Below are 22,590 nucleotides of genomic sequence, written 5' to 3' on the forward strand. Positions count from 1 at the left end.
CATGGCCACTTGGAAAGAAATTGTCGCTGCAAACCCTGACCACTCCGAGAATTACGCCCAGCGGTGGCGCAACTTCGTGCAACAGGGCAAAGATATCGACGGGGAGGCCCGGCTTATCGACGCCCTCTCCGCCCGCCACTCCCGCATCCTCGATGCAGGGTGCGGGACTGGTCGCCTTGGCGGCTATCTGGCAAAGCGTGGACATATCGTCTTCGGCGTCGACATCGACCCTGTGCTGATCGGGTACGCGAAGCAAGACTTCCCCGAAGCAACTTGGGTAGTTGGCGACCTTTCCGCCGATCCGATCGAGGTCCGCGATATCGATATTGCGGTCTCGGCAGGCAACGTGATGGGGTTCCTCGCCGTCGACGGTCGCAGGCCCGCGCTTGAAAACATCTTCCGAACGCTGCGCCCCGGCGGGCGATTCGTTGTAGGTTTCGGGCGTGGGCGCGGCTGGGAGTTCGACGACTTCCTCACCATGTGCCACGAAGTCGGGTTCCAGCCACAGCACCAGTTTGCGAGCTGGGACTTGGAGCCGTTCACGGAGCAGTCCGGGTTCTTGGTTGCTGTGTTGCAAAAGCCAAAGGTTGATGAGCAGGCCGTTCGCTCGTTAACGAACCTACTCTAATAGTTCGCTGGCCCGACCTTACTGAACAAGGTTGACGCGATTCGCCATCCGTTGGCTACCGCCAGACGTGTAGAAGTGCACCGAGTTGTTCTCGTCTTCGGGGTGATCGCACCACATGTCACGGCCATCGCTGCCCATCTTGCACACCATCGGGTAGGTTTCGCCGGTGACGGGACTCGTCACCGAGATATCAGCCCGCGGCACCGCGTTCACGTTGGGGTTCGCCGCTACGTAGCGCCAGGTTGCGGTGTAGGCGACGTCGAAGATCTCAGCTGCAAATTCGCACGATGTCGCAGGCCCCGCCTTGATTCGGTCGCCGAACTCAGTGGTGCCACACTCCCCTCCTACTTGACCAGTGTTGATGGAGTGGCGCGTTGAAAATGTATGAGTCTCGGTATCCTCGGAGGCGCTGGTTGGGGCGGCGGTGTCCTCAGCGTGTGAATCTGTGGTGGTGATTGTTTGGGTGATCGTGGCCGGGGCTGCATCGTTGCTGCTGGAGCTCGAACCACTGTCACCGGAACAACCCACAACGCCCAAACAAGCGACTGCGATCATCCCGACTGCTGTGTACTGTTTCATTGCTTCCTCTCGGCATTCGGGGACAGGGGTGCCCAACAGCATAGTCGATAGGAACGCAAAAGGTCCCGCTACCTGTAGGTATGCGGGACGTTGCATTGTGCCCCCAGTGGGACTCGAACCCACACTGAATTGATTTTAAGTCAACTGCCTCTGCCGATTGGGCTATAGGGGCGCACGGGCCCATAGTACAGGCAGCACCGGGAAAACTCCCAATAGGCACCACCGGACAAAGCCCGGTAGAAACCGCTACTGGCTCACACTGATGATGCGTTTCTTTTTCCTGCCACCGTCGACGTCGGACTCACCGGTAACGGAGATCTTCTCGGCATCGAAAATGTCCGCGATGAAGTCGGCGACCCACTGCAGCAGCTCCATGTCGCGCAGGTTTGGCTGGTTGATGCCTTTGCCTTCACGTGGCATTGGTACCTGCAGTGTCTTTGCCGCAGCACGGTAATTCGCTCCCGAGTACAGGCGCTTCAACCTGACTTGCTTCGAGTCTGGCAACTCCACGGGGTGGAACTTAATCCTTGTGCCTTGGGTCAAGATGTCCGAGATTCCAGCAGTTCGAGCCAAGTGGCGCACGCGTGCAACCGCGAAGAGGCGCAAGACCTCGGTCGGAAGTGGTCCGAAGCGGTCGATCATTTCCTCGGCAACCTTGCGCAGGTCCTGCTCATCGCGGGCCTCGGCAAGTTTTCGGTACACGTCCAGGCGCAGGCGCTCGGCGTTGATGTAGCTTTCGGGGATGTGGGCGTCGACAGGCAGATCCACTCGGATCTCCTTCGGGCCCTGGTCTGTCGCGTCGACGACTTCGCCGGTCATGAGCGCCTTGTACGTTTCGACGGCCTCCCCGACCAGCCGGACGTACATGTCGAAGCCAACACCTGCAATGTGGCCGGACTGCTCCGCGCCGAGCACGTTGCCGGCACCGCGCATCTCCAGGTCCTTCTGCGCGACAGCAATGCCGGCGCCGAGGTCGTTGTTCTGTGCGATGGTCGCAAGTCGGTCGTAGGACGTTTCGGTGAGTGTCTTCTCTTTCGGGTACAGGAAGTACGCGTAGCCGCGTTCGCGGGAACGCCCGACGCGCCCGCGCAGCTGGTGCAGCTGGCTCAGACCCATGTTCTGCGCGTTCTCCACGATCAGGGTGTTAGCGTTGGCGATGTCCAGGCCGGTCTCCACGATGGTGGTGCAGACAAGCACGTCGAATTCGCGGTTCCAAAACCCTTGGACTGTCTGCTCAAGCTGCTGCTCACCCATCTGCCCATGCGCGACCACGACGCGGGCCTCCGGTACGAGTTGCCGCAGCGAGCGCGCCGTCTTCTCAATATCGGAGACGCGGTTGTGGATGTAAAACACCTGGCCGTCGCGGAGCAGTTCGCGTCGAATAGCTGCCGCAACCTGCTTCTCTTCCTGCGGGCCAACGTAGGTCAGCACCGGGTGGCGGTCCTCCGGAGGAGTCGTGATCGAGGTCATCTCGCGGATGCCTGTCAGGCTCATCTCCAGGGTCCGCGGGATTGGCGTCGCGGTCATCGTGAGCACGTCGACGTGACTCTTCAGGGCCTTGATGTGCTCCTTGTGCTCTACGCCGAAGCGCTGCTCCTCATCCACAATGATGAGGCCAAGCTGCTTCCAGAACACGCCCGTCTGCAGCAGACGGTGTGTGCCGATCACAACGTCGACGGAACCATCCGCCAACCCTGCCATAATCTCCTTGGCTTCCTTCGCTGAAGTAAAGCGCGACAGCTCGCGAACGGTGACCCCGAAGCCGTCCATTCGCTCTTTGAACGTGGAGTAATGCTGCTGGGCAAGAAGCGTCGTCGGCACAAGTACCGCCACCTGCTGTCCGTCCTGCACTGCCTTGAACGCGGCGCGAACAGCAACCTCGGTCTTTCCGAATCCAACGTCACCGACGATCACGCGGTCCATCGGTGTCGGCTTCTCCATGTCCTCCTTGACCGCTTCAATTGCGGCGAGCTGGTCCTCCGTTTCTACGAACGGGAACGCGTCCTCCATCTCGTGCTGCCACGGCGTGTCAGGGCCGAAAGCGTGGCCCGGCGCGGCCTGACGCTTAGCGTAAAGCTCGATGAGCTCGCCGGCGATCTCGCGTACGGCGGCGCGCGCCTTGCGCTTGGTGTTCTTCCAGTCGGAGCCGCCCATCTTGGACAGCGAAGGCTTCTCGCCGCCGGTGTATTTGCTCAGCAGGTCGAGGGATTCCATCGGCACCCAGAGCTGATCGCCGGGCTGGCCGCGCTTAGCTGGTTGGTATTCCAACACGATGTACTCGCGCCGGGAGGCTTCGTCACCGGTTTTGATGGTGCGCTCGGCCATCTTGATGAACTTGCCGATGCCATGCGTGTCATGCACAACAAAATCACCGGGAGTCAGCGCGAGTGGGTCCACCCGGTTCCGGCGCCGCGGGCGGCGCCGCTTCGCGCCCGCGATGTCGCCGACGCGGTTGCCGGTCACGTCGGTTTCCGTCACTACCACCAGGTTGGGTCCGGGGAACACGAGGCCTGCATGCGAAAGGGACTGGTAGACCGTGACCGCGCCGTCGACAGGTTCCAATCCAGGGGTGGCGATGCGCGCCGAGATGCCGTGCTCCCTCAGTCGCTCCGCCATGCGCTCAACGGTGCCCTTCGCTGGCGCCACGAACGCTACCTTGCCCCCATTGGTTTGCACGTGCAGTTTCAACGTCGCGTAGAGCTGCTCAATTGCTTTGGGCTCGCCCTTCGGTGCGGGTGCAGCCTCGAATTCCAGCGGCAGCGTCATCGCATCATCGGCGGAAAACATACCTGGAGGTGCGAATGTCCACCACGCGTTGCCCGCGTTGCGTGCCGACACTTCCAACGACTCGAACGAACGGAACGAGGACGCCGATACGTCAAGGCCCTCCACAGCAAGCGGGCCCTCCGCACCCATCGCCGCGGCCTCCCACCCAGCTTCCAAGAATTCCTGGTCCGTGGCTTCGAGGTCCGCGATACGGGTGCGCACCTTTTCAGGCCCAGAGACGAACACAATGCTGCCCTTCGGCATGAGCTCCGGCAGCACCGAGTACTTCGCCTCGCTGAGCACCGGGATGAGTACCTCTTCCCCATCGGCGTGGGTGTGCTCAGAGATCCGCGTGAGCAGCTGCACCAGCGTGGTATTCGACGGGTTCGTGCGGGCAAGCTCATCGGCGCGTTTAGCCACGCTGGCGTCGATAATTAACTGGCGCGCCGGAAAAAGCTCGACGGATGTGAGCTCCTCGATGGTGCGCTGGTCGGCGACGGCGAAGCTTCGGATGTCGGTGACTTCGTCGCCCCAGAACTCGAGGCGCACTGGGTACTCGGCGGTGGTCGGAAAGATATCGATGATGCCACCGCGCGTGGCGAACTCCCCGCGCTTTGCCACCATGTCGACGTGCTCGTAGGCGAAGTTGACGGCTTGTTCGGTCAGCTCCGTGAAGTCCCACTCGGTATCGACTTTCACTGTAATCGGCTCCACCGCGGGCAACACTGGCTGGCAGAAGGCGCGCGCCGAGGCGACGATGACCTGGGGCATCTCCCACAGCACCTTCGCACGGGCACCCACGACATCAGGCGCCGGCGACAACCTCTCGTGAGGCAGCGTCTCAAAAGCGGGGAAGTTGGCGACCTTGCCCTTTCCGAGCATCGCCTGCAGTTCAGCAGTCAGATCCTCCGCCTCGTGGCTCGTTGCGGTCACCAACAGCACCGGAACCTGGCGAGCCAGCGCACCCGTAGCCCACGAACGAACCTGGTCAATTCCAGTCACGTGCAACGAGTCGACGCCGATGTTGCCCACCAAGCCCTTAAGCTTCGGGTCGGTAAGCGCCATAGTGAGCAAACCACCCAACGCAGGCGCCTGAGCTGTCTGTTCTTCCACTACTGTTCCTCCACTTCGTTCGTCATGATGCGGGGCTGTGCCTCCAACCCGCTCAACCCGTTCCAGCACAGGTTCGAAATGTGCGCCGCGACCGTCGCCTTATCCAACCGCGTATCGACGCCCCGTTGGTCCAACCACCACAACGCCGTATTCGACACGGTCCCAACCAGCGCCTGCCCGTACAGTGCCGCCACCGAAGCATCGAGGCCGCGGTGCTCAAACGCACGCTCAAGCAGGTAGGACACCTCCGCAGTCACGCGGTTCAGCACTGTCGAGTACGTTCGTTCACGTCCGAGGATCCTACCGTGCACCAGGATGATAAACCCATCAGTTTCCTCATCGATGTACGTCAGCAGCGCCAACACGCCATTATCAATGCGCTCTCGCCAGCGTCCGTTTTGGATCACTTCGACAATCGTGCGCTCAAACCGCGCCATCTCCTGCGACACCACGGCGTCGTACAGCCCGGTCTTACTGCCGAAGTGTTCGTACACGACGGGCTTCGACACATCTGCACGCAGCGCAATCTCCTCCATGGAGATTCCATCAAATCCACGTTCTGCAAAGGCAGCACGGCCAATTGCGAGCAACTGGTCCCTGCGCTGCGTTCTTGTCATTCGCTGCCGAGCCATGCGTTCTAGCTTAGAGCCCACCCCGGACACAACCCCGACAGCCCGCAAACTGCCAGCTCATCACACTTTTTAACATTTCATTGGGTATCGGTTACACTAGGTCGAGCAGTTCCCCATGGTGTAATCGGCAACACTACGGTTTTTGGTACCGTCATTCTAGGTTCGAGTCCTGGTGGGGAAGCTTTTTATTGCCCCCGTTACCTGGCGCTTTGCCTGGGTTGGGGGTGTTTTTCGTTTTCCAGCGGGGTGAACTGTGGGGCGTTTGAGGGCGTTTGTGGGGGTTTATGTAGTCAAAATGTAGTCACGAAACTGGGCTTAAGGGACATTTTGTGTGTTTTTACGGCGTGTCGCGATAAGGGACATTTTGTGTGTGTTTAGCTGCGTCCAGCCCACCCTTTTCTCACGCCTAAGCTGGGGTTCCACTGCCTATCAATGCCGGTATCGAATTCTTTCGGCCCGTCGACCTCTTCCCGTCGACCTACTCCGGTATACCAACGCAGATCAGCGCAAAATCAGCAGAATAACCCCCAAACCATCCAAATCGCGCTGACCTGGGTTAGTCGACGCAATGAGGTCGACCGGAACGCCCGATACCTCGACGCGACCAGAATCGTGCACGTCAAGGGCTTTGCTCGTCCCCTGGCTATATGCGACCGCCCAACGCACAGGCGGCTGGTTCTAGTCCCCTAGAGCCTTCGATCTCGCTGGGGTCCCTGCGCTACCAGCAGACTCCATACCACACTCCAGACATCATTCGGTGTCGATTTCTCAAAACGGGCGAATGGAACTGTTTTGAAAACCATATCTGGTTGTTGGCCGAGGTCATCCCAGGAAACCAGATAGATTTATACACACAAAATGTCCCTTAAGCCCGAAACTGCACGATTGACTCCGTTTACCGGAAAAGCTATAGTGAAATTGCAGTGGCGGCGCTGAAACACGCGTACCGCGCTAATTCCGGCGGCCAGAGCAAAGCATTGTTCTGGCCGCTGAGCTATCTCGAAGGAACCGCCATGCTCATAGCCTACCTCGATGAATTCGGACACCAGGGCCCCTACATCCGACATGACCATAAAAAGTTTAATACACACCCAGTATTTGGTTATGCCGGGTATTTGATACCGTCGCACAGCGTTCGGCAATTTGGTGGCTATTTTGAGTACGTAAAAGAACAGCTTCTTGACTGGGAAATTACGCAAGCTAATGCGCATCCAAGACGGTGGGAAAAGAAGGGATCAGCACTCTTTACCACCGCGAATATCCGCGAGTACAAGGATGAAATCAACCCAGCGACTAAGAGGCTGTACCGAAAACTGGGAAATCTTGGTGGTCAACTCTTCTTCTTTGGACAAGAGAAGCCAATTGGCCCAGTCAGCGTCACTAAAGAGACTTCTCAAGAGCGCGAGGAACATTGTTTGATCCAAGCCATCAATAGGCTTGGCAGGATAGCGACGAAAGCCAATGAAGAGCTGCTGGTCATCATGGATGCAACTGATACGGACAACCGTGAACGTGCGGTCGCAACACTTGGCAAAACTATTTACAGCAAAACCAACAAAGATAACCGCAGCATCATTGAAGTTCCGATTCAGGCCGACAGTCACTTATACGGAACTATCCAGTTTGCTGACTGGACGTGTGCGTTGCTCGGACGGCTCACAGACTACCACTTCGCAGAACGGTCACAATTTGCTTGGTCGGTCGACCTCTGTAGAGATGTGTTCAAGCGCTGTTCGCCCTCCAGCAACTCGATTATTTGGAGCAATTCAACCGATCACTCATTGAAGTGCTCTCCAAAGCATCTAATAAACACGACAAAGTTTTGGGAAATCGCTGCGGAGCACGAAGCCAGAAACAAACGCCGTATGCAAGGCAACCAACAAATGCTGCAGCGCATCGTCTCGGCAGGTTCCCCTGACTTACAACGGAAGTTAGACGCCATTCGCGGAGGCAAAGCTTCCAAGTAATTCTTAAACCTTTTCAGGTCGTGGTCTTCCTGGAACTTAGCCTAGTGGTGATGCCCCTCCGGCATCGGCCGCAGGTTCGCCTTCTGCCCAGGCTCAACCATGACGAACTGCCCCATCATCCCTTCATCTTCGTGGAAGAGCATGTGGCAGTGGTACATGTACGCCAAGGTCGGATCCGGGTGCCAGCCGAACTCCACAATGAGGGTGACGGTTGACAGTGGCGGTACATAGATCGTGTCGTGCCAGCCTTCGGTGAATGCGACGTCGCCGTTGTCCACCTTGTCCACCAGGAACCTGGCGTTGTGGACGTGGAAGTTGTGCGGCCAGTCGGAGTTCTCGTTGGTGACGTGCCAGACTTCGGGGCCATTGTGGTCGATGACAAAGTCGACGCGTTCCATATCCATGGATTGCTCGTTGATTTGGAAGCCGTTAAGCCGGAACTCGCGCTCCGGTGCTCCGCTGACATCAGGACGCACCACGGGGACGAGCTGTGCCGGTAGCGCGTCGAGTGCGGTGTCGTGTTCCGGCGCTGCGATCTCGAGCAGGTCGAAGGTGTCTTGCAGGCCAAACCCGTTGGCGACTTCCTCGTCAGGCAGGCCTCCCCCATTGGGGACGCCGTCGCTGCGCAGCATCAGGTCCTTGCCCGCCTCAAGGTCAACGATGATCTCTACCCGCTCGCCAGGGCTCAGCAGTACCGCGTCGGCTTCGATGGGGGCGTCGAGAAGCCCCTGATCTGTCGCGATGATGTTGAACGGCACGCCGAGGCTGAGATGGTGGAAGCGCATCGTTGCACCGTTGAAAATGCGAAGTCGGACACGGCTTGTCGACGCCTCAAAGCTCGGCTTCGTGATGCCGTTGACCAGCGGCGTTGTCCCGAGGAGGCCATAAGCTGGGTCGATGGTTTCGTCGAGTTGGCCGTCCTCGGTGAACTTCGCGTCGGTGATGATGACGGGGATGTCGTCGACACCGTATTCCTGCGGCAGGCCGAGCGCGTCGGACGCGTCGTCGGCAACGACAATGCCCCCGGCGAGGCCGCGGTACGCGTGCAGCGCGGAAATCTCGTGCGGGTGCGGGTGGTACCAGCAGGTAGACGCCGCCTGTTCGACCTGCCAGGTCGGTTCCCAGCTCGTGCCTGGATCGAAGATGAGCGCTGGACCGCCGTCCGCCGCCGCGGGCAAGTGCAGGCCGTGCCAGTGCACCACCGTGGGCTCGTCGAGCGCGTTGTTCACCTTCATCTCAATGGTTTCACCCTTGCGCATGTAGAGCGTGGGCCCAAGCCACGGGCCATTGAAGCCCCAAGTCTTCGTCTTGGTGCCTGGCACGATCTCGTACTCGCCTTGCTGCGCAGTGAGTTCAAAGCTGCGCGTGGTGCCATTGAGTCTGCCTTGCTCCAGCGGAGGGATAGGAAGCGGGCGGGCTTCGGCCTCAGCGCCTTCGGGCGTCGCCTGGCCGGAGCGTACCCCTCCCGGGCCCTCCCCGGCGCACGCTGCCAGCACTGCTACCTGCGTTAACAGTGCGCCTTTAAAGAATGTCCTTCTGCTGATGACGTTGCGGTGAGTGCGTGCCGAAGCCATGAGTTCTCCTCTTTCGAATGCATAAATCCTGCTGCCGACCCTACTATCTTTGGTATGACGTCTCACGAGGAGTACAACGCACGCAGATTCGTGTGGGCCAACGGCTTGCAGGGAATCGGTGACCAAATCGTTGCCGCAAAGACAGTATTACCGTGGCTGTTCACAGCTGCCGGGGTACCAGCCCTGTTCACGGCATTCTTGGTACCGATCCGCGAATCAGGCTCAATGCTGCCGCAAGCCGCGCTGAGCCCCTGGGTCACGTCGCAGCGTTCGCGAAAATGGGTGTGGTTGGTTGGTTCATGGGGCCAGGCCGCATCAGCGGGGTTGATCGCGCTCTCTGCGGCGCTGCTCAGTGGCGCTGCCTTGGGCGTTGCGGTTGTCATCTTGCTTGCGGCGCTGTCTATCTTCCGCGCGCTGTGCTCAATCGCAGGCAAGGACGTACAAGGACGAACCGTGTCGAAAGGCCGGCGTGGCCTCATCACAGGCCAAGCGACCGCGCTGTCTGGCGCCGTCACCCTCGCGATCGGTGTGCTGTTCGCAATTCTCCCGAATGACCTACCCCGATGGGTCCTGGTGACGCTCCTTGCGGCGGGCGCCTCCACGTGGGCGTTCGCCTCCCTAGTTTTCCGCACCATTAAGGAGCCTGAAGAGGAACCCTCGGAGGCCTCCAGCAAGGGGTGGGCACGCCAAACGTGGGACCTGATTAAGGACGACAGGGACCTGCAGAAGTTCCTCATCGTTCGATCGCTGATGCTGGTCACTGCCCTTTCGACGCCTTTTATTGTCGTGCTGGCCCAGCAACAGGGCACGAACCTTTCCTCACTCGGCGGCTTCATCCTGGCATCGGGTGGCGCAGCACTCGTTGGTGGAAAGGTCTCAGGCTTGTGGGCGGATAAGTCGTCGAAAAACGCGATGGCGTGGGCTGCTGGCGCCGCATCCGTCGTGCTCGTGCTCTTGGTGATGTCCGGGCACTGGCTTACTCCCGAGGTCAACCGCTGGATCATGCCAATCGGGTTTTTCCTGGTCAACTTGGCGCACACGACGGTGCGCGTGGGCCGAAAAACCTATCTCGTGGACATGGCGGAGGGCGATCGCCGCACCATGATCACGGGCGCAGCGAACACAGCGATGGGCATCGTCCTGCTGATCGTCGGTGCGATTTCATCAGCGATTTCGACCCTTGGACCTGAGGCAACGCTGCTGTTCCTAGCCGCGGTCGGCGCGGTGGGTGTGTGGCGCGCGGCAGGTTTGAAGGATGTGTCTGCAAACTCGCGCGCGTAGCGCGTTATGCTGTTGTGCAGTTGGTTTTATACCTCATTCACCGATGAATTAAGGAGTACCCGTTCAGTGGTAAATCATCCTGAATGCGCCGTCGTAGTCCTCGCCGCAGGTGCGGGCACGCGCATGAAGTCCAGCATCCAGAAAACACTGCACGAGATTGGCGGACGCAGTCTGCTCGCGCACTCGCTGCACGCAGCCAACGCGGTAGGCCCGCAGGAGCTCGTCGCGGTTGTCGGCCACCAGCGCGACCAGGTCTCCCCCGCCGTCGATGCCATCGCCGAGGAGATGGGGCGCAGCATCAAGCAGGCAGTGCAGGAGGAGCAAAACGGCACGGGCCACGCGGTGCAGTGCGGGCTTGAGGTCATCCCAGACTTCGAGGGCACTGTCGTTGTTACGAACGGTGATGTGCCGCTGTTGCAGCCATCGACAATCACCGAGCTTATCGACGCCCACAAAGCCACCAGCGCCGCCGTCACCGTGCTGTCGCTCGAGTTCGACAACCCAACTGGCTACGGCCGCATCATCCGCGACGCTTCCGGCAACGTGTTGGAAATCGTGGAGGAAAAGGACGCTAACGAGGAACAGAAGAAGGTCCGTGAGGTCAACTCCGGCGTGTTCGCCTTCGATGCCGCGGTCCTGCGCGATGCGCTGACCCGCATCGACGCCAACAACGCGCAGGGCGAGCTCTACATCACCGACGTACTCGGCATCGCGCGCGGCGACGGCAAAGCCGTCAGCGCCTACGTGGCGAAGGACCCTCGCGAGTTGGCCGGCGTGAACGACCGCGTGCAGCTCGCCGAGGCCGGCAAGGAACTCAACCGTCGCCTGGTCGAGCGCGCCATGCGCGCCGGCGCCACTGTCGTCGACCCTGCTACGACATGGATCGGCGTGGATGTTGAGATCGGCCAGGACGTCATCATTCAGCCAAACACGCAGCTGTGGGGCTCAACCATGATTGGCAACGGCGCGACCATCGGCCCAGACACCACCTTGACGGACATGGAGGTCGGCGAGGGTGCACAGGTTGTCCGCACGCAGGGCTCCCTCTCCGTCATCGGCGCGAATGCGAACGTCGGCCCATTCACGTTCATCCGCCCAGGCACCGAACTTGGCGCGAATGGCAAGCTCGGCGGATTCGTCGAAGCCAAGAACGCAAAGATTGGCGAAGGCTCAAAGGTGCCACACCTGACCTACATTGGCGACGCCACCGTTGGCCGCGAGTCCAACATCGGCGCATCGTCTGTGTTCGCCAACTACGACGGCGTCCAGAAGCACCACACCACGATTGGCGACTACTGCCGAACTGGCTCGGACACGATGTTCGTAGCGCCAGTAACCGTAGGCGATGGCGCGTACACTGGCGCAGGTACGGTGGTAACAAAGGATGTGCCGGCGGGTGCGCTGGCCATCAAGGAGGGCCATCAGCGCAACATCGAAGGTTGGGTTGAGGCCAACCGCCCGGGTACGGACGCAGCGAATGCTGCAAAGAAAGCACGCGAGAACTAAAGGATCACCATGACTGGATATTCCACGGAAAGCCAAAAAGACCTCAAGCTATTTACTGGACGCGCCCACCCTGAGCTTGCGGAGGCCGTCGCAAAGTGTCTGAACATCGAGTTGGTACCGACCACCGCGCGCGATTTTGCGAATGGTGAAATCTTTGTCCGCTTCGAAGAGTCCGTGCGTGGCTCGGACTGCTTTGTGATGCAGTCGCACGCGCAGCCGCTGAATAAGTGGCTGATGGAGCAGCTCATCATGATTGATGCACTCAAGCGTGGTTCCGCAAAGCGCATCACCGCGATTCTGCCGTTCTACCCGTACGCCCGCCAGGACAAGAAGCACCGCGGCCGCGAGCCTATCTCCGCCCGCCTGGTTGCTGACCTGCTCACCGCTGCCGGCGCAGACCGCATCGTGTCCGTGGATCTGCACACGGATCAGATCCAGGGCTTCTTCGATGGCCCGGTCGACCACATGCACGCTCAGCCAATCCTGGTGGACTACATCAAGTCCAAGTACCCGATGGACAACCTCGTGGTGGTCTCCCCTGACGCTGGCCGCGTGAAGTCGGCTGAGAAGTGGGCCAATATGTTGGGTGATGCCCCGATGGCGTTCGTGCACAAGACTCGAGACATCGACGCCGCGAACAAGGTCGTCTCCAACCGCGTTGTCGGCGACGTCGACGGCAAAGACTGCATCCTGATGGACGACATGATTGATACCGGTGGCACCATCGCAGGTGCGGTCGGCGTGCTGAAGAAGGCCGGCGCGAAGTCGGTCGTCATCGCGTGTACCCACGGTGTCTTCTCTGACCCGGCACGTGAGCGTCTGAGCGACTGTGGCGCGGAGGAAGTGATCACGACCGACACGCTTCCGCAGAGCACCGAAGGCTGGAAGAACCTCACCGTGCTTTCCATCGCTCCGCTGCTGGCAAAGACCATTCACGAGATTTTCGAAAATGGCTCGGTAACGACGCTCTTCGAGGGACAGGCATAGCCTTACGCCTCACTTTCGGGATCTCCCCCTTGCGCGCTTCCCCGCGAAGCGGCGTCAAGGGGGTTCTTTGTGCACACCCAACGGTTGTCTGACACACGCAATTGATTAATGTGTGAGGAAGCCTCCGGCTATCCGGCAATCTTTATCGCAAGGAGTACGCCAATGAGCGGCGATGAACAACACCAAGTCACCAGCGATGGTGGCCTGCAGCGCAAGGTGAAAAACCGCCAGCTGCAGATGATCGCATTCGGTTCCTGTATCGGAACTGGCCTGTTTCTTGGTTCTGCGGAATCCATTAGCTATGCGGGCCCAGCGGTCCTGCTCACATTTTTAATTGTCGGGTTCATCGTCTATCTGCTGATGCGCATGCTCGGCGAGATGGCAGTAGCGCATCCTGTCTCAGGCTCGTTCGCGGCCTATGCTCGTGAGTTTATCGGCCCGCGCGCCGGGTTTATCACGGGATGGAACTGGTGGTTTACCACCATCGTGGTGGGCATGATTGAGCTCACCGCGATGGGTACCTTCCTCGACTTCTGGTTCCCTGACATTCCACACTGGCTCACTGCGCTTGTCACGCTTGTCGTTGTGATGCTTGTGAACGCAGCACGCGTGAGCGTGTTCGCAGAGGCCGAGTACTGGCTCTCACTGTTTAAGGTCATTGCGCTGATCCTGATGATCATTCTGGGCGTTGTGCTGGTGCTTGGTCTTGGTCCGGAACCAGCAGTCGGTTTTGGCAACCTCTTTGTCCACGGCGGATTCTTCCCGAATGGCGCATCTGGTGTGCTGTTCTCCCTGGTAGCGGTGACCTTTACATTCGGCGGCATCATGTCGATCGGCACGGCAGCTGGCGAGACAGAGCACCCGGAGAAGACGATCCCACGCGCAGTGAACTCTGTTATTTGGCGCATTTTGGTCTTCTACATCGGTGGCATGAGCGTCATCTTGCTGCTCGCGCCGTGGGACGAACAGGATATTTCCGCCAGCCCGTTCGTCAGGGTGCTCTCCTCTGTGGGAATCGACAGCGCCGCCCACTTGCTCAACCTTGTTATTTTGGTAGCGGTTGCGTCAGTGTGTAACACAATGACGTACTCGGGAAGCCGTATGCTGCGCGATCTCGCGCGCAATGGCCAGGCGTCCTCATTTTTCGCAGCAACGACCAAAAAGGGGTTGCCGCTTCGCGCTCTGCTGTTCAACGGTTCGCTGATGGGCATTGTGGTCTTCATGAACTACTTCTTTGAGGGTCGTGTGTTCGCCATCCTGCTTGCCATCATCGTCGGCTCCGAGCTGATTACTTGGGCTGCTGTGTGCTTCGCGCACCTGAACTTCCGGAAGACGCACTCCGATGTGTCGTTCCGCGCTCCGTGGTACCCAGTGGCAAACTGGATCTGTGCAGGGTTCTTCATCCTGGTGCTGGTCCTGATGGCGTTCCTGCCTGATTACCGCACCGGCCTGTTCGCTCTGATCGGCTGGGTGATCGCGCTTTCAATCATTTGGGCGTTGAAGCCGAAGTCGCGCGCCTAAAATTTTCTATTCTCTACTCAAGGAGTATCCGAGTTGATTCGCAAAGATCTCGATAGCCTTCCGTCCTACGTCCCCGGCCAGAGGAACGAGCGTGCGGTGAAACTTTCCTCCAATGAGATTGCTGAGGGCCCACTGCCCGCAGTAGAGGAGGCGATGGCACAATCACTGCGGTCGGTGAACCGCTACCCGGACATGGGTGCGATGCAACTGCGCGAGGCGATTGCTGCCTCGCTCGGCGTGCGGTCGGAGCAGGTCGCTGTCGGCACCGGGTCTTCAGCGCTGTGCCAGCAGCTGGTTACCATGACCTCGCAGCCGGGCAACGAGGTCGTCTTCCCATGGCGGTCGTTCGAGGCGTACCCGATTTTCGCTCAGATCGCGGGAGCTACGCCGGTTGCAGTGCCATTGACGGCTGACCACCGGATGGATTTGCCAGCGATGGCGGATGCAATTACCCCACGAACTTCCCTGGTGTTTGTGTGCAACCCGAATAACCCGACGGGCACCACAATCACGGAGCGCGAGTGGGCTGACTTCATGGCCCGCGTCCCTCAAGACGTTATCGTCGCGCTGGACGAGGCCTACTTCGAATACAACGCAGCCACCGACTCCCCGCGCGGTGTCGATGAAATTCAGGTGTATCCAAACGTTGTGTGCCTTAGGACCTTTTCCAAGGCGTATGGGCTGGCCGGAGCGCGCGTTGGCTACGCGTTCGGCCAGGAGGAGACGATCGATGCGCTGAATAAGGTCGCCGTTCCGTTTAGTGTGAGCTCGGTGGCACAGGTCGGTGCGCTTGCTTCCTTGTCTTCACAAGACGAGCTCCACGACCGCGTCGCCCGGACGCGCGCGCAGCGTGAGCGGCTGCAGGAGTTCTTCGCTGCATACGGAACTCCCCACTCCGAGGCGAATTTCGTGTGGGTTCCGGCAGAGAGTTTGAACGAATCACCGCAGGAGTTGGCGGCGCAGCTTGCTTCGCACGGGGTGCTTGTTCGCGCCTTTGATGAAGGCATCCGTATTACGGTGACAAACGAGGAAGAAACCAATGCGTGCACTGCCGCCTGGCGGGCGCTTGACAATGGTGGGCGTCGAAACCTAAGCTAGCTGGGTCTCGGCGAGGGCTGATTTTGGCCGTTATCGACGCGATATGTATCTCAGACTTTGGCCTGTGATCACTCGACGAGCAATTTGTCCGTTCAGTGGTCACAGGTTTTTTGTGGCCCAATTACAAAAGGAGTCACAAACATGGCTATTACCCCAGTTGTTGTCCCAGGTCAGAAGCGCGAAGAGTTCGGCAAGGGCGCTGCACGTCGCCTGCGTCGCGACGGCCGTATCCCGGGCGTTCTCTACGAAGCTGGCATCGACAACATCCACTTCTCTGTCGACCGCATCGAGATGACCTCCATCGTGCGCAACGAGGGCGTCAACGCCATTGTTGAGCTGGAGCTCGACGGCGAGAAGCTGCTCGCGATGGTCAAGCACATCGACCAGAACGTGATCACCCTCGATATCGACCACATCGACCTGCTCGGCATTAAGCGCGGCGAGAAGGTTGTCGTCGAGGTCCCTGTTGTCACTGTCGGCGAGGCTCACCCAGACGCAGTCGTCCTGGTCGAGTCCGACCTGATCGAGATCGAGATCGACGCTCTGAACATCCCGGACGAGATCGAGGTCAACATCGATGGCAAGGAGATCGGCGACCTCATCACCGCTGCCGACGTCACGCTGCCTGAGGGCGCTGAGCTGGTGTCCGCTCCGGATCACCTGCTGGTGAACTTCACCTACGAGCAGGTTGACGAGGATCTCGAGGCTGCAGCTGAGGAAGCTGAAGAGGGCGGCGCTGAAGCTGGCGCAGAGTCCACTGAGGAAGCTGAGTAATCCTCCCGCTGCGTTTCACAACGTTTCGACGCCCCGTTCCACATGCGAGCGGGGCGTTTTGCCATCTGTGCCTATGATGTGGGAATGACTGCTTCACCTATCATCGTCGTGGGCCTTGGAAACCCTGGCCCGAAATATGAGGGAACGCGCCATAACGTAGGCGTGTCTGTTATTGAGGAGCTCGCGGGCCGAGCAACGATGTCGCCGGCGACGCTTGCGCTGCACAAGCGCACGAATACCCAGGTTGCGGAACTCGCCGCAGGCAGGCTTCTGGCGGACCGTCGAGTGGTCCTGGCACGAACGCAAAGCTACATGAACGTGTCTGGCGGCCCGGTCAAGGCACTGCTTGACTACTTCGACGCCTCCCCCGCGGACCTTTACGTGGTCCACGACGAGCTTGACCTTCCGCTGGGAGAGGTGAAGCTACGCACCGGCGGGGGCGACCACGGGCATAACGGGCTGAAGTCAGTGACCCAGTCGCTGTCGAAGCTGAAAAACGGCAAGAACTACAACAAGCTTGCGGTCGGGATTGGGCGCCCGCCGGGCAAGATGCCGCCGGCGGACTTTGTGCTGCGCCAGTTCGCGGCGAAAGAGCAGATCGATGTCGCGATTGCTGTTGCCGATGCGGCCGACGCGTTCATCGCCCACGCGCAGGGTTAAACAGGGTTAACGGGTACCTGCCATCCACGCTTCCACGGCCGCCGCGGGCCCCGTAGGCAAGGTGCCTCGGCGGGCACCGACTAGGCAGTAGTCATTGCTCGAGGTCATGGGGCGCAGGTAGGGGTAGAGTGGCGGCAGATCGGGGTATTCGTCTGTGAACGCGCTCTGGATACCCCTGGCGACCCGTCCGCTGAACGCCCTGCTGGCAATCGTCGACCGATCGCTTTGGAGAAGCTCTCGGTTGCGCAGGCTCGTTCCGGCTTCGTCCGTCATGAGGAATATGCTGCCGCAGGATACCGCCGTGGCGCCTGCTTCAATGAGGCGATCGACGTCGTAGGGCGTGCGCGCTCCCCCAGCCGCGATGATTGGCACTCTGATGTCCTTGAGCACGCGGACAAGCTCCAGGGTGTCCCGCGGGTCGGGTGTCTCGTTCGGCGACCACGTTGCGCGGTGGCCTCCTGCAGAAATTCCTTGCACCACAAGTGCGTCAACGCCACGCGCGACGGCAACCTTCGCTTCTTCTTCGTTGGTGACGGTCGCCCAGGCCTGCGCGCCGGCGTTGTGTGCGCGTTGAATTTCGCGCTCGGAAAAACACCCAAACGTCGAGGAGACCACTGCAGGGCCAGCCTCGAGCGCAATCGCAAACTTATCCTCGAAGCCACAGCTCAAGTCAACATCCGGCACCTCCACCCCAAGTTCCGCGGCCAGCGCGCGGACGTCACGCTGATCGGGCGCAATCCGCTGTGGCATGAAGAAGTTCACGCCAAAGTTGCCGGTGACCTCCGCAAGTTCTTCGCGGGCCTGCGAGACGCTGCAGGTCCCAAACGCGAGGAACCCAAACGTCACGGCGTTGACAAGGGCCGGCGTGGAGGGTCCTCCCGCCATCGGAGCCGCAATAATCTTCGGTAGCTGCATACCCATACGCTAACGGCTCCCACCGTGAGAATCGAGAGGTTCTGCCTTACACTAGCCTCCGTGTTGAACTTCTTCCGCCGCTTCAAGCGCGCCAACCCCGCCCCTGAGAACATCGACTGGCTCGTAGTTGGGCTGGGCAACCCTGGTACCGAGTACGAGCGGACGCGACACAACGTCGGCTACCTCGTTGTGGATGCGCTCGCGAAATCGCTTCCGGTCATCGCAGGTCGCGATTACTCGTTCGCGGTGAAGGACGGTGTGGCCTACGCCCGCGCGCACACCTACATGAACGAGTCTGGCAAGGCCATCGCTCCGCTCGCCGCGCGCTACAACCTTCCTCCGGAGCGGATCGTGATCGTCCACGACGAGCTGGACCTGCCTCCGGGCAAGGTTCGTTTGAAGCAGGGCGGCAACGAGAACGGCCACAACGGGTTGAAGTCGCTCACGCAGGAGCTCGGGACGCGCGACTACGTGCGGGTGCGCGTCGGCATCGGCAGGCCGCCGAAAGGAAGCGGCATCGCTATCCCCGATTGGGTGCTTGCGGAATTCACAACCACCCCCACTGACGCAATCGCGTTAGCTGCCGATGCCGTCCACGCAATCACCAGCACCGGGCTCGCGCAAGCGCAAAACGAGATCCACCCGCGCAGCTAACCCGGCTCTCCTACTGGGAAGCGTGATGGTGACGCAAGAACTGTTCCAGCGCATTCAGCATCTTCGTCAGGTCTGTGTTCTTCTGCGGGCGCGGGGTGAGGGTGCCGTTGGTGGCGTCGTCGAAAAGTGAAAGGGCAACTTGGTTGCGCACGTCGAACATCGAAAAGTTTGCGACGATCTGCCGCCAGTGCTCCACCGCGCGAATCGCGCCGTCGGCACTGTATCCAACGAATGCGACGGGCTTCATGGCCCACTCGCCGCTGAGGCTGTCGTAGGCGTTCTTCATCGCGCCAGGCACGGAGTGATTGTGCTCAGGGGTAACGAAGATGTAGCCGTCGCAACTATCGACTGCGCGAGACCATGCGGTAACACGCTCATCGGCGTACTGTTTGTTCGCGCCTCCAGGTAGCGTCGCTGTGTCGAGCAGTGGGACTTGAAACTCCTGGAGATCAAGGATCTCGTAGGTGACGTCGGGGCTGTTCGCAGCAGCATCAGCAACCCAGTGGGCAACTTGCTCGCCAAAGCGGCCTTGGCGAATGGATCCGAGCACGATTCCGACTTTCATCACAAACCTCACAGTGTTGCGTTACGTTGACCTAATTCTTTCCCAACCGCGGCGACTATAGCACCGCCGCTTCTCACCCTACCTGCCTCCGGTTGTCTATCTCCCCCGCCTTGCGACTACGCTTGAGCACTTATGAGCACGTCTACTGGTACCCGCGCAGAGGCCCACCGTCGCCGCACGTTCGCAGTCATTGCCCACCCCGATGCTGGTAAGTCAACGCTGACGGAGGCGCTCGCGCTGCACGCGCACGTTATTTCGGAAGCAGGTGCGGTGCACGGAAAGGGCAACCGCAAGTCGACGGTCTCCGACTGGATGGATATGGAAAAGGAGCGCGGCATTTCGGTCGCGTCCTCGGCGCTCCAGTTCGAGTACCTCCCCGAAGGCTCGGAGGCGACGACGCCCTACATGATCAACCTGGTTGATACGCCTGGTCACGCCGATTTCTCCGAAGATACCTACCGCGTGCTGTCCGCAGTCGATGCCGCTGTCATGCTTATCGACGCCGCCAAGGGCCTTGAGCCACAAACCCTCAAGCTCTTCCGCGTCTGCAAGGCGCGCGGCTTGCCGATCGTCACGGTGGTCAACAAGTGGGACCGCATCGGCCGCGAGCCGCTCGAGCTGGTGGACGAGATTGTCCAGGAGATCGACCTGCAGCCGACGCCGCTGTACTGGCCTGTCGGCGAGGCTGGCGACTTCCGTGGGCTCGCCCACATCAACGCTGACGGCGAGGCAGACAACTATATCCACTTCATCCGTACCGCCGGCGGGTCCACCATCGCGCCGGAGGAGCACTACTCCCCTGATGAGGCAGCTAACCGCGAGGGCGAGACCTGGGAGACCGCCGTCGAGGAAGCTGAGCTGCTTGCCGCCGACGGCGCTGTGCACGACCAGACGCTGTTCGAGCAGTGCGTGACCTCCCCCATCATCTTCGCCTCCGCGATGCTGAACTTCGGTGTCCATCAAATCCTGGACACGCTGTGCGCGATCGCGCCAGCTCCTCAGGGCCGTGACGCCGACCCCAAGGCCGTCGAGACTTCCACCACCGCGATGGATACTCACCGTGACCTCGACGACGACTTTTCCGGTGTGGTGTTCAAAGTGCAGGCAGGCATGGACAAACACCACCGCGACACCTTGGCGTTTATGCGAGTCATCTCCGGCGAGTTCGACCGCGGTATGCAGGTCACGCACGCCCAAAGTGGCCGTACGTTCTCCACCAAGTACGCGCTGACGGTCTTCGGGCGTAACCGCGACACCGTGGAAACCGCCTTCCCCGGCGACATCATCGGTTTGGTCAACGCCGGTTCGCTCGCGCCGGGCGACACCATCTACGCAGGCAAGAAGGTGCAATACCCGCCGATGCCGCAGTTCGCACCGGAACACTTCCAGACGCTGCGCGCTAAGTCTTTGGGCAAGTATAAGCAGTTCCGTAAGGCCCTCGACCAGCTGGATGCGGAAGGCGTTGTCCAGATCCTGCGCAACGACCTGCGCGGCGACGCTGCTCCGGTCATGGCGGCCGTCGGCCCGATGCAGTTCGAGGTCATGCAGGCCCGCATGGAGCTGGAGTACAACGTGGAAACAGTCACGGAACCAATCCCGTACTCGGTGGCACGTCGCACCGATGCCGAATCCGCGGAGGCGCTTGGTCGCCAGCGTGGCGTCGAGATCTTCACGCGTACTGACGGCGAGCTCATCGCCCTGTTCGGTGATAAGTGGCGCCTGGCCTTCATCCAGAAGGAGCACCCGAACCTCACGATGGAACCACTCGTCGCCGACTAGGCCTCCGGCCCCTTCTCGACGTCGTCGTCTTCCCCCTGCTCTTTGAGCGCGGAGGCACTGCGGTCGATCCAGTGCTGCACTTTCAGCCGGAAATCGACCGCTTTCGTGCTTCTCGGCGGGACCTGAATTATTGTTTCCGCGTCGTAGCCTGCCTGCAGCTGCTTCACGCGGAGCACTTCCGCGTCGATCTTGACGCCTTCAAGTAGCACGACGTTCATCACCCACACCAGAACAAGCACGGCACCTGCCGTACCGAACGCCCCGTACGCGCTCGAAATCCCGATCGTGCCGATGAACCACGAAAAGCCAAGCCAAATAATGAAAATCGCCGTCAGCGCCATCGAAGATCCGAGGGTCAGCAGGCGGAACTTCTCCGGCCGTACGTTGGGCGAAACGTAGTAGAGCACGGAGATCAACGCGATCGCAGTCACGATGATGACTGGGAAGCGGGCGTAATCCCAGACAGGCAGGAAGATCTTTGTCAGGTAATCAACGGTATCTGTCATCCCTAGAGGTTCTGCGATCGGCTGCAGCAGACCGTTCACAATTGACTCGCGCAAAAACGTGCCGACGATGATCACGATCACCCCAAGCACCATTATCAGCGTGGTGACCCACATGGTGAACCACGTGCGGACCAGGTTGCGCCCCTCTATGCGGCCGTACATGACGTTCGCGTTCCGGGAGAAGGACCGCACGTACGCGGATGCGGAAAGAAGCGAGACCACGATCGATACCACCAGCGCAATCGTGCTCTGCGCCGGGGTGCCAATCACCGTCAGGAGGAAGCGCAGGGCCTCATCCTCCAATGCTTCGGGTACATAGAGTGCAATGAAGTCGTCAATGATGTCATTGACGGCGGCCTCGTCACGTGGCAGCAGCAGCGTCGCGATCGAGTAGACCGCCAAAATCATCGGAGCGATAGACAACACGGCGTAATAGGTCAGCGCAGCCGCGCGGTCAAGCATCGCGTCAACGGAGAAGTCTGCAATGACACGCTTGGCCACGTATACCCAGCCCTGCGGCGTCACTCGGTTATCTTTTGTGAACACGTCAGGCCTGTCGCTGTGCTGCGGCACGTGCACGAGTTCGCCGGGACCATAGGGCACGACGTAGTCTGTCGCCGGAGGCGATTCGCTGTGTTCCATGGCGTTTACCCTAGTACAGGGTATCGTGTGCACCATGAGCGTGTTGGGTCAGATCAAGAAATGGTTCGGGGCGGGCGCTGCTCCTGCACTCGCAGAGTACCCGACGGAGTATGAGCGTGTGGAGCTCCCGGTGCTCAAGGTCACGACTGCGGCGCTCTCTCCAGGTTCGGACGAACGATTGGTCGTCGTGACCTCTACACCGGCGGCACTCGCGGAGCTCCAGCGTATCGACGGCCCGCTCCAAATGATCTGCCCCGGCGCGCGCACCGTGACTTGGGTGCCCGCCAAAAAGCCCGCTGTTCCTGTACTCGACCCCAATGCTGGATGGGTCATCCCGCTGACCGCTGAGGCGCGTCAGGAAATCGCTTCGCTGCCGGCGACCGAAGGCGAGCTCGAGCTGCAGACCATGCACCTCGCGTTCATTCTCGAGTCTGTACAGTAAG

At 60.2% G+C, this 22,590-nt stretch carries 19 protein-coding genes and 1 tRNA gene; 12 read left to right on the forward strand and 8 right to left on the reverse strand.

Going from position 1 to position 22,590, the window contains the following annotated elements; all coding sequences use genetic code 11:
• The first annotated feature begins 1 nt into the window (after position 1).
• The gene (locus tag KBX13_RS06010) at positions 2 to 628 is read left to right on the forward strand and encodes a class I SAM-dependent methyltransferase (protein ID WP_070362768.1); all 627 of its coding nucleotides are present in this window, start codon (positions 2 to 4) and stop codon (positions 626 to 628) included.
• Between the two features lie 18 nt (positions 629 to 646).
• On the opposite strand, the gene KBX13_RS06015 is transcribed toward KBX13_RS06010, so the two are convergent.
• The 4 genes from KBX13_RS06015 to KBX13_RS06030 form a co-directional block, all read right to left on the reverse strand.
• The gene (locus tag KBX13_RS06015) at positions 647 to 1,207 is read right to left on the reverse strand and encodes a hypothetical protein (RefSeq protein ID WP_256021244.1); all 561 of its coding nucleotides are present in this window, start codon (positions 1,205 to 1,207) and stop codon (positions 647 to 649) included.
• A 98-nt stretch (positions 1,208 to 1,305) separates the two neighbouring features.
• A tRNA-Leu gene (locus KBX13_RS06020) sits at positions 1,306 to 1,379 on the reverse strand.
• 74 nt (positions 1,380 to 1,453) lie between these two features.
• Positions 1,454 to 5,038 carry a transcription-repair coupling factor gene (gene mfd / locus KBX13_RS06025; RefSeq protein WP_256021269.1) on the reverse strand — a complete coding sequence of 1,195 codons (3,585 nt, stop codon included), beginning with the start codon at positions 5,036 to 5,038 and terminating at the stop codon, positions 1,454 to 1,456.
• Between the two features lie 47 nt (positions 5,039 to 5,085).
• A complete protein-coding gene (locus KBX13_RS06030; protein ID WP_070362771.1) occupies positions 5,086 to 5,718 on the reverse strand; it encodes a TetR/AcrR family transcriptional regulator in 633 nt (210 codons plus the stop codon).
• Positions 5,719 to 6,641: 923 nt separating this feature from the next.
• Between KBX13_RS06030 and KBX13_RS06035 the strand changes: the two genes are divergently transcribed.
• Positions 6,642 to 7,685, forward strand: a complete 1,044-nt coding sequence (locus tag KBX13_RS06035; protein ID WP_070362772.1) for a DUF3800 domain-containing protein — start codon at positions 6,642 to 6,644, stop codon at positions 7,683 to 7,685.
• Positions 7,686 to 7,726: 41 nt separating this feature from the next.
• On the opposite strand, the gene KBX13_RS06040 is transcribed toward KBX13_RS06035, so the two are convergent.
• Positions 7,727 to 9,259 (reverse strand): multicopper oxidase family protein, encoded by a 1,533-nt coding sequence (locus KBX13_RS06040; RefSeq protein ID WP_256021246.1) that lies wholly within the window; start codon positions 9,257 to 9,259, stop codon positions 7,727 to 7,729.
• A 54-nt stretch (positions 9,260 to 9,313) separates the two neighbouring features.
• Here KBX13_RS06040 and KBX13_RS06045 point away from each other — a divergent pair, with 54 nt between their 5' ends.
• The 7 genes from KBX13_RS06045 to pth (KBX13_RS06075) all read left to right on the forward strand — a co-directional run bounded on the left by KBX13_RS06045 (position 9,314) and on the right by pth (KBX13_RS06075) (position 17,086).
• A complete protein-coding gene (locus tag KBX13_RS06045) occupies positions 9,314 to 10,540 on the forward strand; it encodes an MFS transporter (protein WP_256000386.1) in 1,227 nt (408 codons plus the stop codon).
• Between the two features lie 66 nt (positions 10,541 to 10,606).
• Positions 10,607 to 12,046, forward strand: a complete 1,440-nt coding sequence (gene glmU / locus KBX13_RS06050; RefSeq protein WP_256021247.1) for a bifunctional UDP-N-acetylglucosamine diphosphorylase/glucosamine-1-phosphate N-acetyltransferase GlmU — start codon at positions 10,607 to 10,609, stop codon at positions 12,044 to 12,046.
• Positions 12,047 to 12,055: 9 nt separating this feature from the next.
• Positions 12,056 to 13,033: a ribose-phosphate diphosphokinase gene (locus KBX13_RS06055; protein WP_070362775.1), complete on the forward strand. Its 978-nt coding sequence runs from the start codon at positions 12,056 to 12,058 to the stop codon at positions 13,031 to 13,033.
• 162 nt (positions 13,034 to 13,195) lie between these two features.
• On the forward strand, positions 13,196 to 14,554 hold the full coding sequence (locus KBX13_RS06060) for an amino acid permease (RefSeq protein ID WP_256021248.1): 1,359 nt from the start codon (positions 13,196 to 13,198) through the stop codon (positions 14,552 to 14,554).
• Positions 14,555 to 14,587: 33 nt separating this feature from the next.
• The gene (hisC, locus tag KBX13_RS06065; RefSeq protein WP_070976173.1) at positions 14,588 to 15,652 is read left to right on the forward strand and encodes a histidinol-phosphate transaminase; all 1,065 of its coding nucleotides are present in this window, start codon (positions 14,588 to 14,590) and stop codon (positions 15,650 to 15,652) included.
• Between the two features lie 141 nt (positions 15,653 to 15,793).
• Positions 15,794 to 16,426 (forward strand): 50S ribosomal protein L25/general stress protein Ctc, encoded by a 633-nt coding sequence (locus tag KBX13_RS06070; RefSeq protein WP_070362778.1) that lies wholly within the window; start codon positions 15,794 to 15,796, stop codon positions 16,424 to 16,426.
• A gap of 84 nt (positions 16,427 to 16,510) precedes the next feature.
• A complete protein-coding gene (gene pth / locus KBX13_RS06075; RefSeq protein WP_070479311.1) occupies positions 16,511 to 17,086 on the forward strand; it encodes an aminoacyl-tRNA hydrolase in 576 nt (191 codons plus the stop codon).
• A 6-nt stretch (positions 17,087 to 17,092) separates the two neighbouring features.
• On the opposite strand, the gene KBX13_RS06080 is transcribed toward pth (KBX13_RS06075), so the two are convergent.
• Positions 17,093 to 18,007 (reverse strand): nitronate monooxygenase, encoded by a 915-nt coding sequence (locus KBX13_RS06080; RefSeq protein WP_256021250.1) that lies wholly within the window; start codon positions 18,005 to 18,007, stop codon positions 17,093 to 17,095.
• Positions 18,008 to 18,061: 54 nt separating this feature from the next.
• On the opposite strand from KBX13_RS06080, the gene pth (KBX13_RS06085) reads away from it, so the two are divergent.
• Positions 18,062 to 18,655 (forward strand): aminoacyl-tRNA hydrolase, encoded by a 594-nt coding sequence (gene pth, locus KBX13_RS06085; protein ID WP_083290960.1) that lies wholly within the window; start codon positions 18,062 to 18,064, stop codon positions 18,653 to 18,655.
• A 10-nt stretch (positions 18,656 to 18,665) separates the two neighbouring features.
• Here the strand turns inward: pth (KBX13_RS06085) and KBX13_RS06090 are convergent, their stop codons facing one another.
• Positions 18,666 to 19,220: an NADPH-dependent FMN reductase gene (locus KBX13_RS06090; protein ID WP_070362782.1), complete on the reverse strand. Its 555-nt coding sequence runs from the start codon at positions 19,218 to 19,220 to the stop codon at positions 18,666 to 18,668.
• Positions 19,221 to 19,352: 132 nt separating this feature from the next.
• On the opposite strand from KBX13_RS06090, the gene KBX13_RS06095 reads away from it, so the two are divergent.
• On the forward strand, positions 19,353 to 20,999 hold the full coding sequence (locus KBX13_RS06095; RefSeq protein WP_070362783.1) for a peptide chain release factor 3: 1,647 nt from the start codon (positions 19,353 to 19,355) through the stop codon (positions 20,997 to 20,999).
• Here KBX13_RS06095 and KBX13_RS06100 read toward each other — a convergent pair.
• Complete coding sequence (locus KBX13_RS06100; RefSeq protein WP_256021252.1) at positions 20,996 to 22,147, reverse strand: YihY/virulence factor BrkB family protein; 1,152 nt, start codon at positions 22,145 to 22,147, stop codon at positions 20,996 to 20,998. The two genes, KBX13_RS06095 and KBX13_RS06100, sit on opposite strands and share 4 nt — an antisense overlap.
• Here KBX13_RS06100 and KBX13_RS06105 point away from each other — a divergent pair.
• Positions 22,146 to 22,589 (forward strand): hypothetical protein, encoded by a 444-nt coding sequence (locus KBX13_RS06105; RefSeq protein ID WP_256007870.1) that lies wholly within the window; start codon positions 22,146 to 22,148, stop codon positions 22,587 to 22,589. The two genes, KBX13_RS06100 and KBX13_RS06105, sit on opposite strands and share 2 nt — an antisense overlap.
• The last annotated feature ends 1 nt before the right edge of the window (position 22,590 follow it).

It is taken from the genome of Corynebacterium sp. CCUG 51687, from assembly GCF_024453995.1.
Lineage (GTDB): Bacteria > Actinomycetota > Actinomycetes > Mycobacteriales > Mycobacteriaceae > Corynebacterium > Corynebacterium pseudogenitalium.

What these genes read in the sequence shown, in the direction of transcription:
- KBX13_RS06060 (WP_256021248.1), top strand. Translation starts at nt 13,196, where the DNA reads ATGAGCGGCGATGAACAACACCAAGTCACCAGCGATGGTGGCCTGCAG.
- KBX13_RS06090 (WP_070362782.1), bottom strand. Translation starts at nt 19,220, where the DNA reads ATGAAAGTCGGAATCGTGCTCGGATCCATTCGCCAAGGCCGCTTTGGC.
- KBX13_RS06055 (WP_070362775.1), top strand. Translation starts at nt 12,056, where the DNA reads ATGACTGGATATTCCACGGAAAGCCAAAAAGACCTCAAGCTATTTACT.
- KBX13_RS06070 (WP_070362778.1), top strand. Translation starts at nt 15,794, where the DNA reads ATGGCTATTACCCCAGTTGTTGTCCCAGGTCAGAAGCGCGAAGAGTTC.
- KBX13_RS06015 (WP_256021244.1), bottom strand. Translation starts at nt 1,207, where the DNA reads ATGAAACAGTACACAGCAGTCGGGATGATCGCAGTCGCTTGTTTGGGC.
- KBX13_RS06040 (WP_256021246.1), bottom strand. Translation starts at nt 9,259, where the DNA reads ATGGCTTCGGCACGCACTCACCGCAACGTCATCAGCAGAAGGACATTC.
- pth (WP_070479311.1), top strand. Translation starts at nt 16,511, where the DNA reads ATGACTGCTTCACCTATCATCGTCGTGGGCCTTGGAAACCCTGGCCCG.
- KBX13_RS06100 (WP_256021252.1), bottom strand. Translation starts at nt 22,147, where the DNA reads ATGGAACACAGCGAATCGCCTCCGGCGACAGACTACGTCGTGCCCTAT.
- KBX13_RS06080 (WP_256021250.1), bottom strand. Translation starts at nt 18,007, where the DNA reads ATGGGTATGCAGCTACCGAAGATTATTGCGGCTCCGATGGCGGGAGGA.
- KBX13_RS06105 (WP_256007870.1), top strand. Translation starts at nt 22,146, where the DNA reads ATGGCGTTTACCCTAGTACAGGGTATCGTGTGCACCATGAGCGTGTTG.
- KBX13_RS06030 (WP_070362771.1), bottom strand. Translation starts at nt 5,718, where the DNA reads ATGGCTCGGCAGCGAATGACAAGAACGCAGCGCAGGGACCAGTTGCTC.
- mfd (WP_256021269.1), bottom strand. Translation starts at nt 5,038, where the DNA reads ATGGCGCTTACCGACCCGAAGCTTAAGGGCTTGGTGGGCAACATCGGC.
- KBX13_RS06010 (WP_070362768.1), top strand. Translation starts at nt 2, where the DNA reads ATGGCCACTTGGAAAGAAATTGTCGCTGCAAACCCTGACCACTCCGAG.
- KBX13_RS06095 (WP_070362783.1), top strand. Translation starts at nt 19,353, where the DNA reads ATGAGCACGTCTACTGGTACCCGCGCAGAGGCCCACCGTCGCCGCACG.
- KBX13_RS06045 (WP_256000386.1), top strand. Translation starts at nt 9,314, where the DNA reads ATGACGTCTCACGAGGAGTACAACGCACGCAGATTCGTGTGGGCCAAC.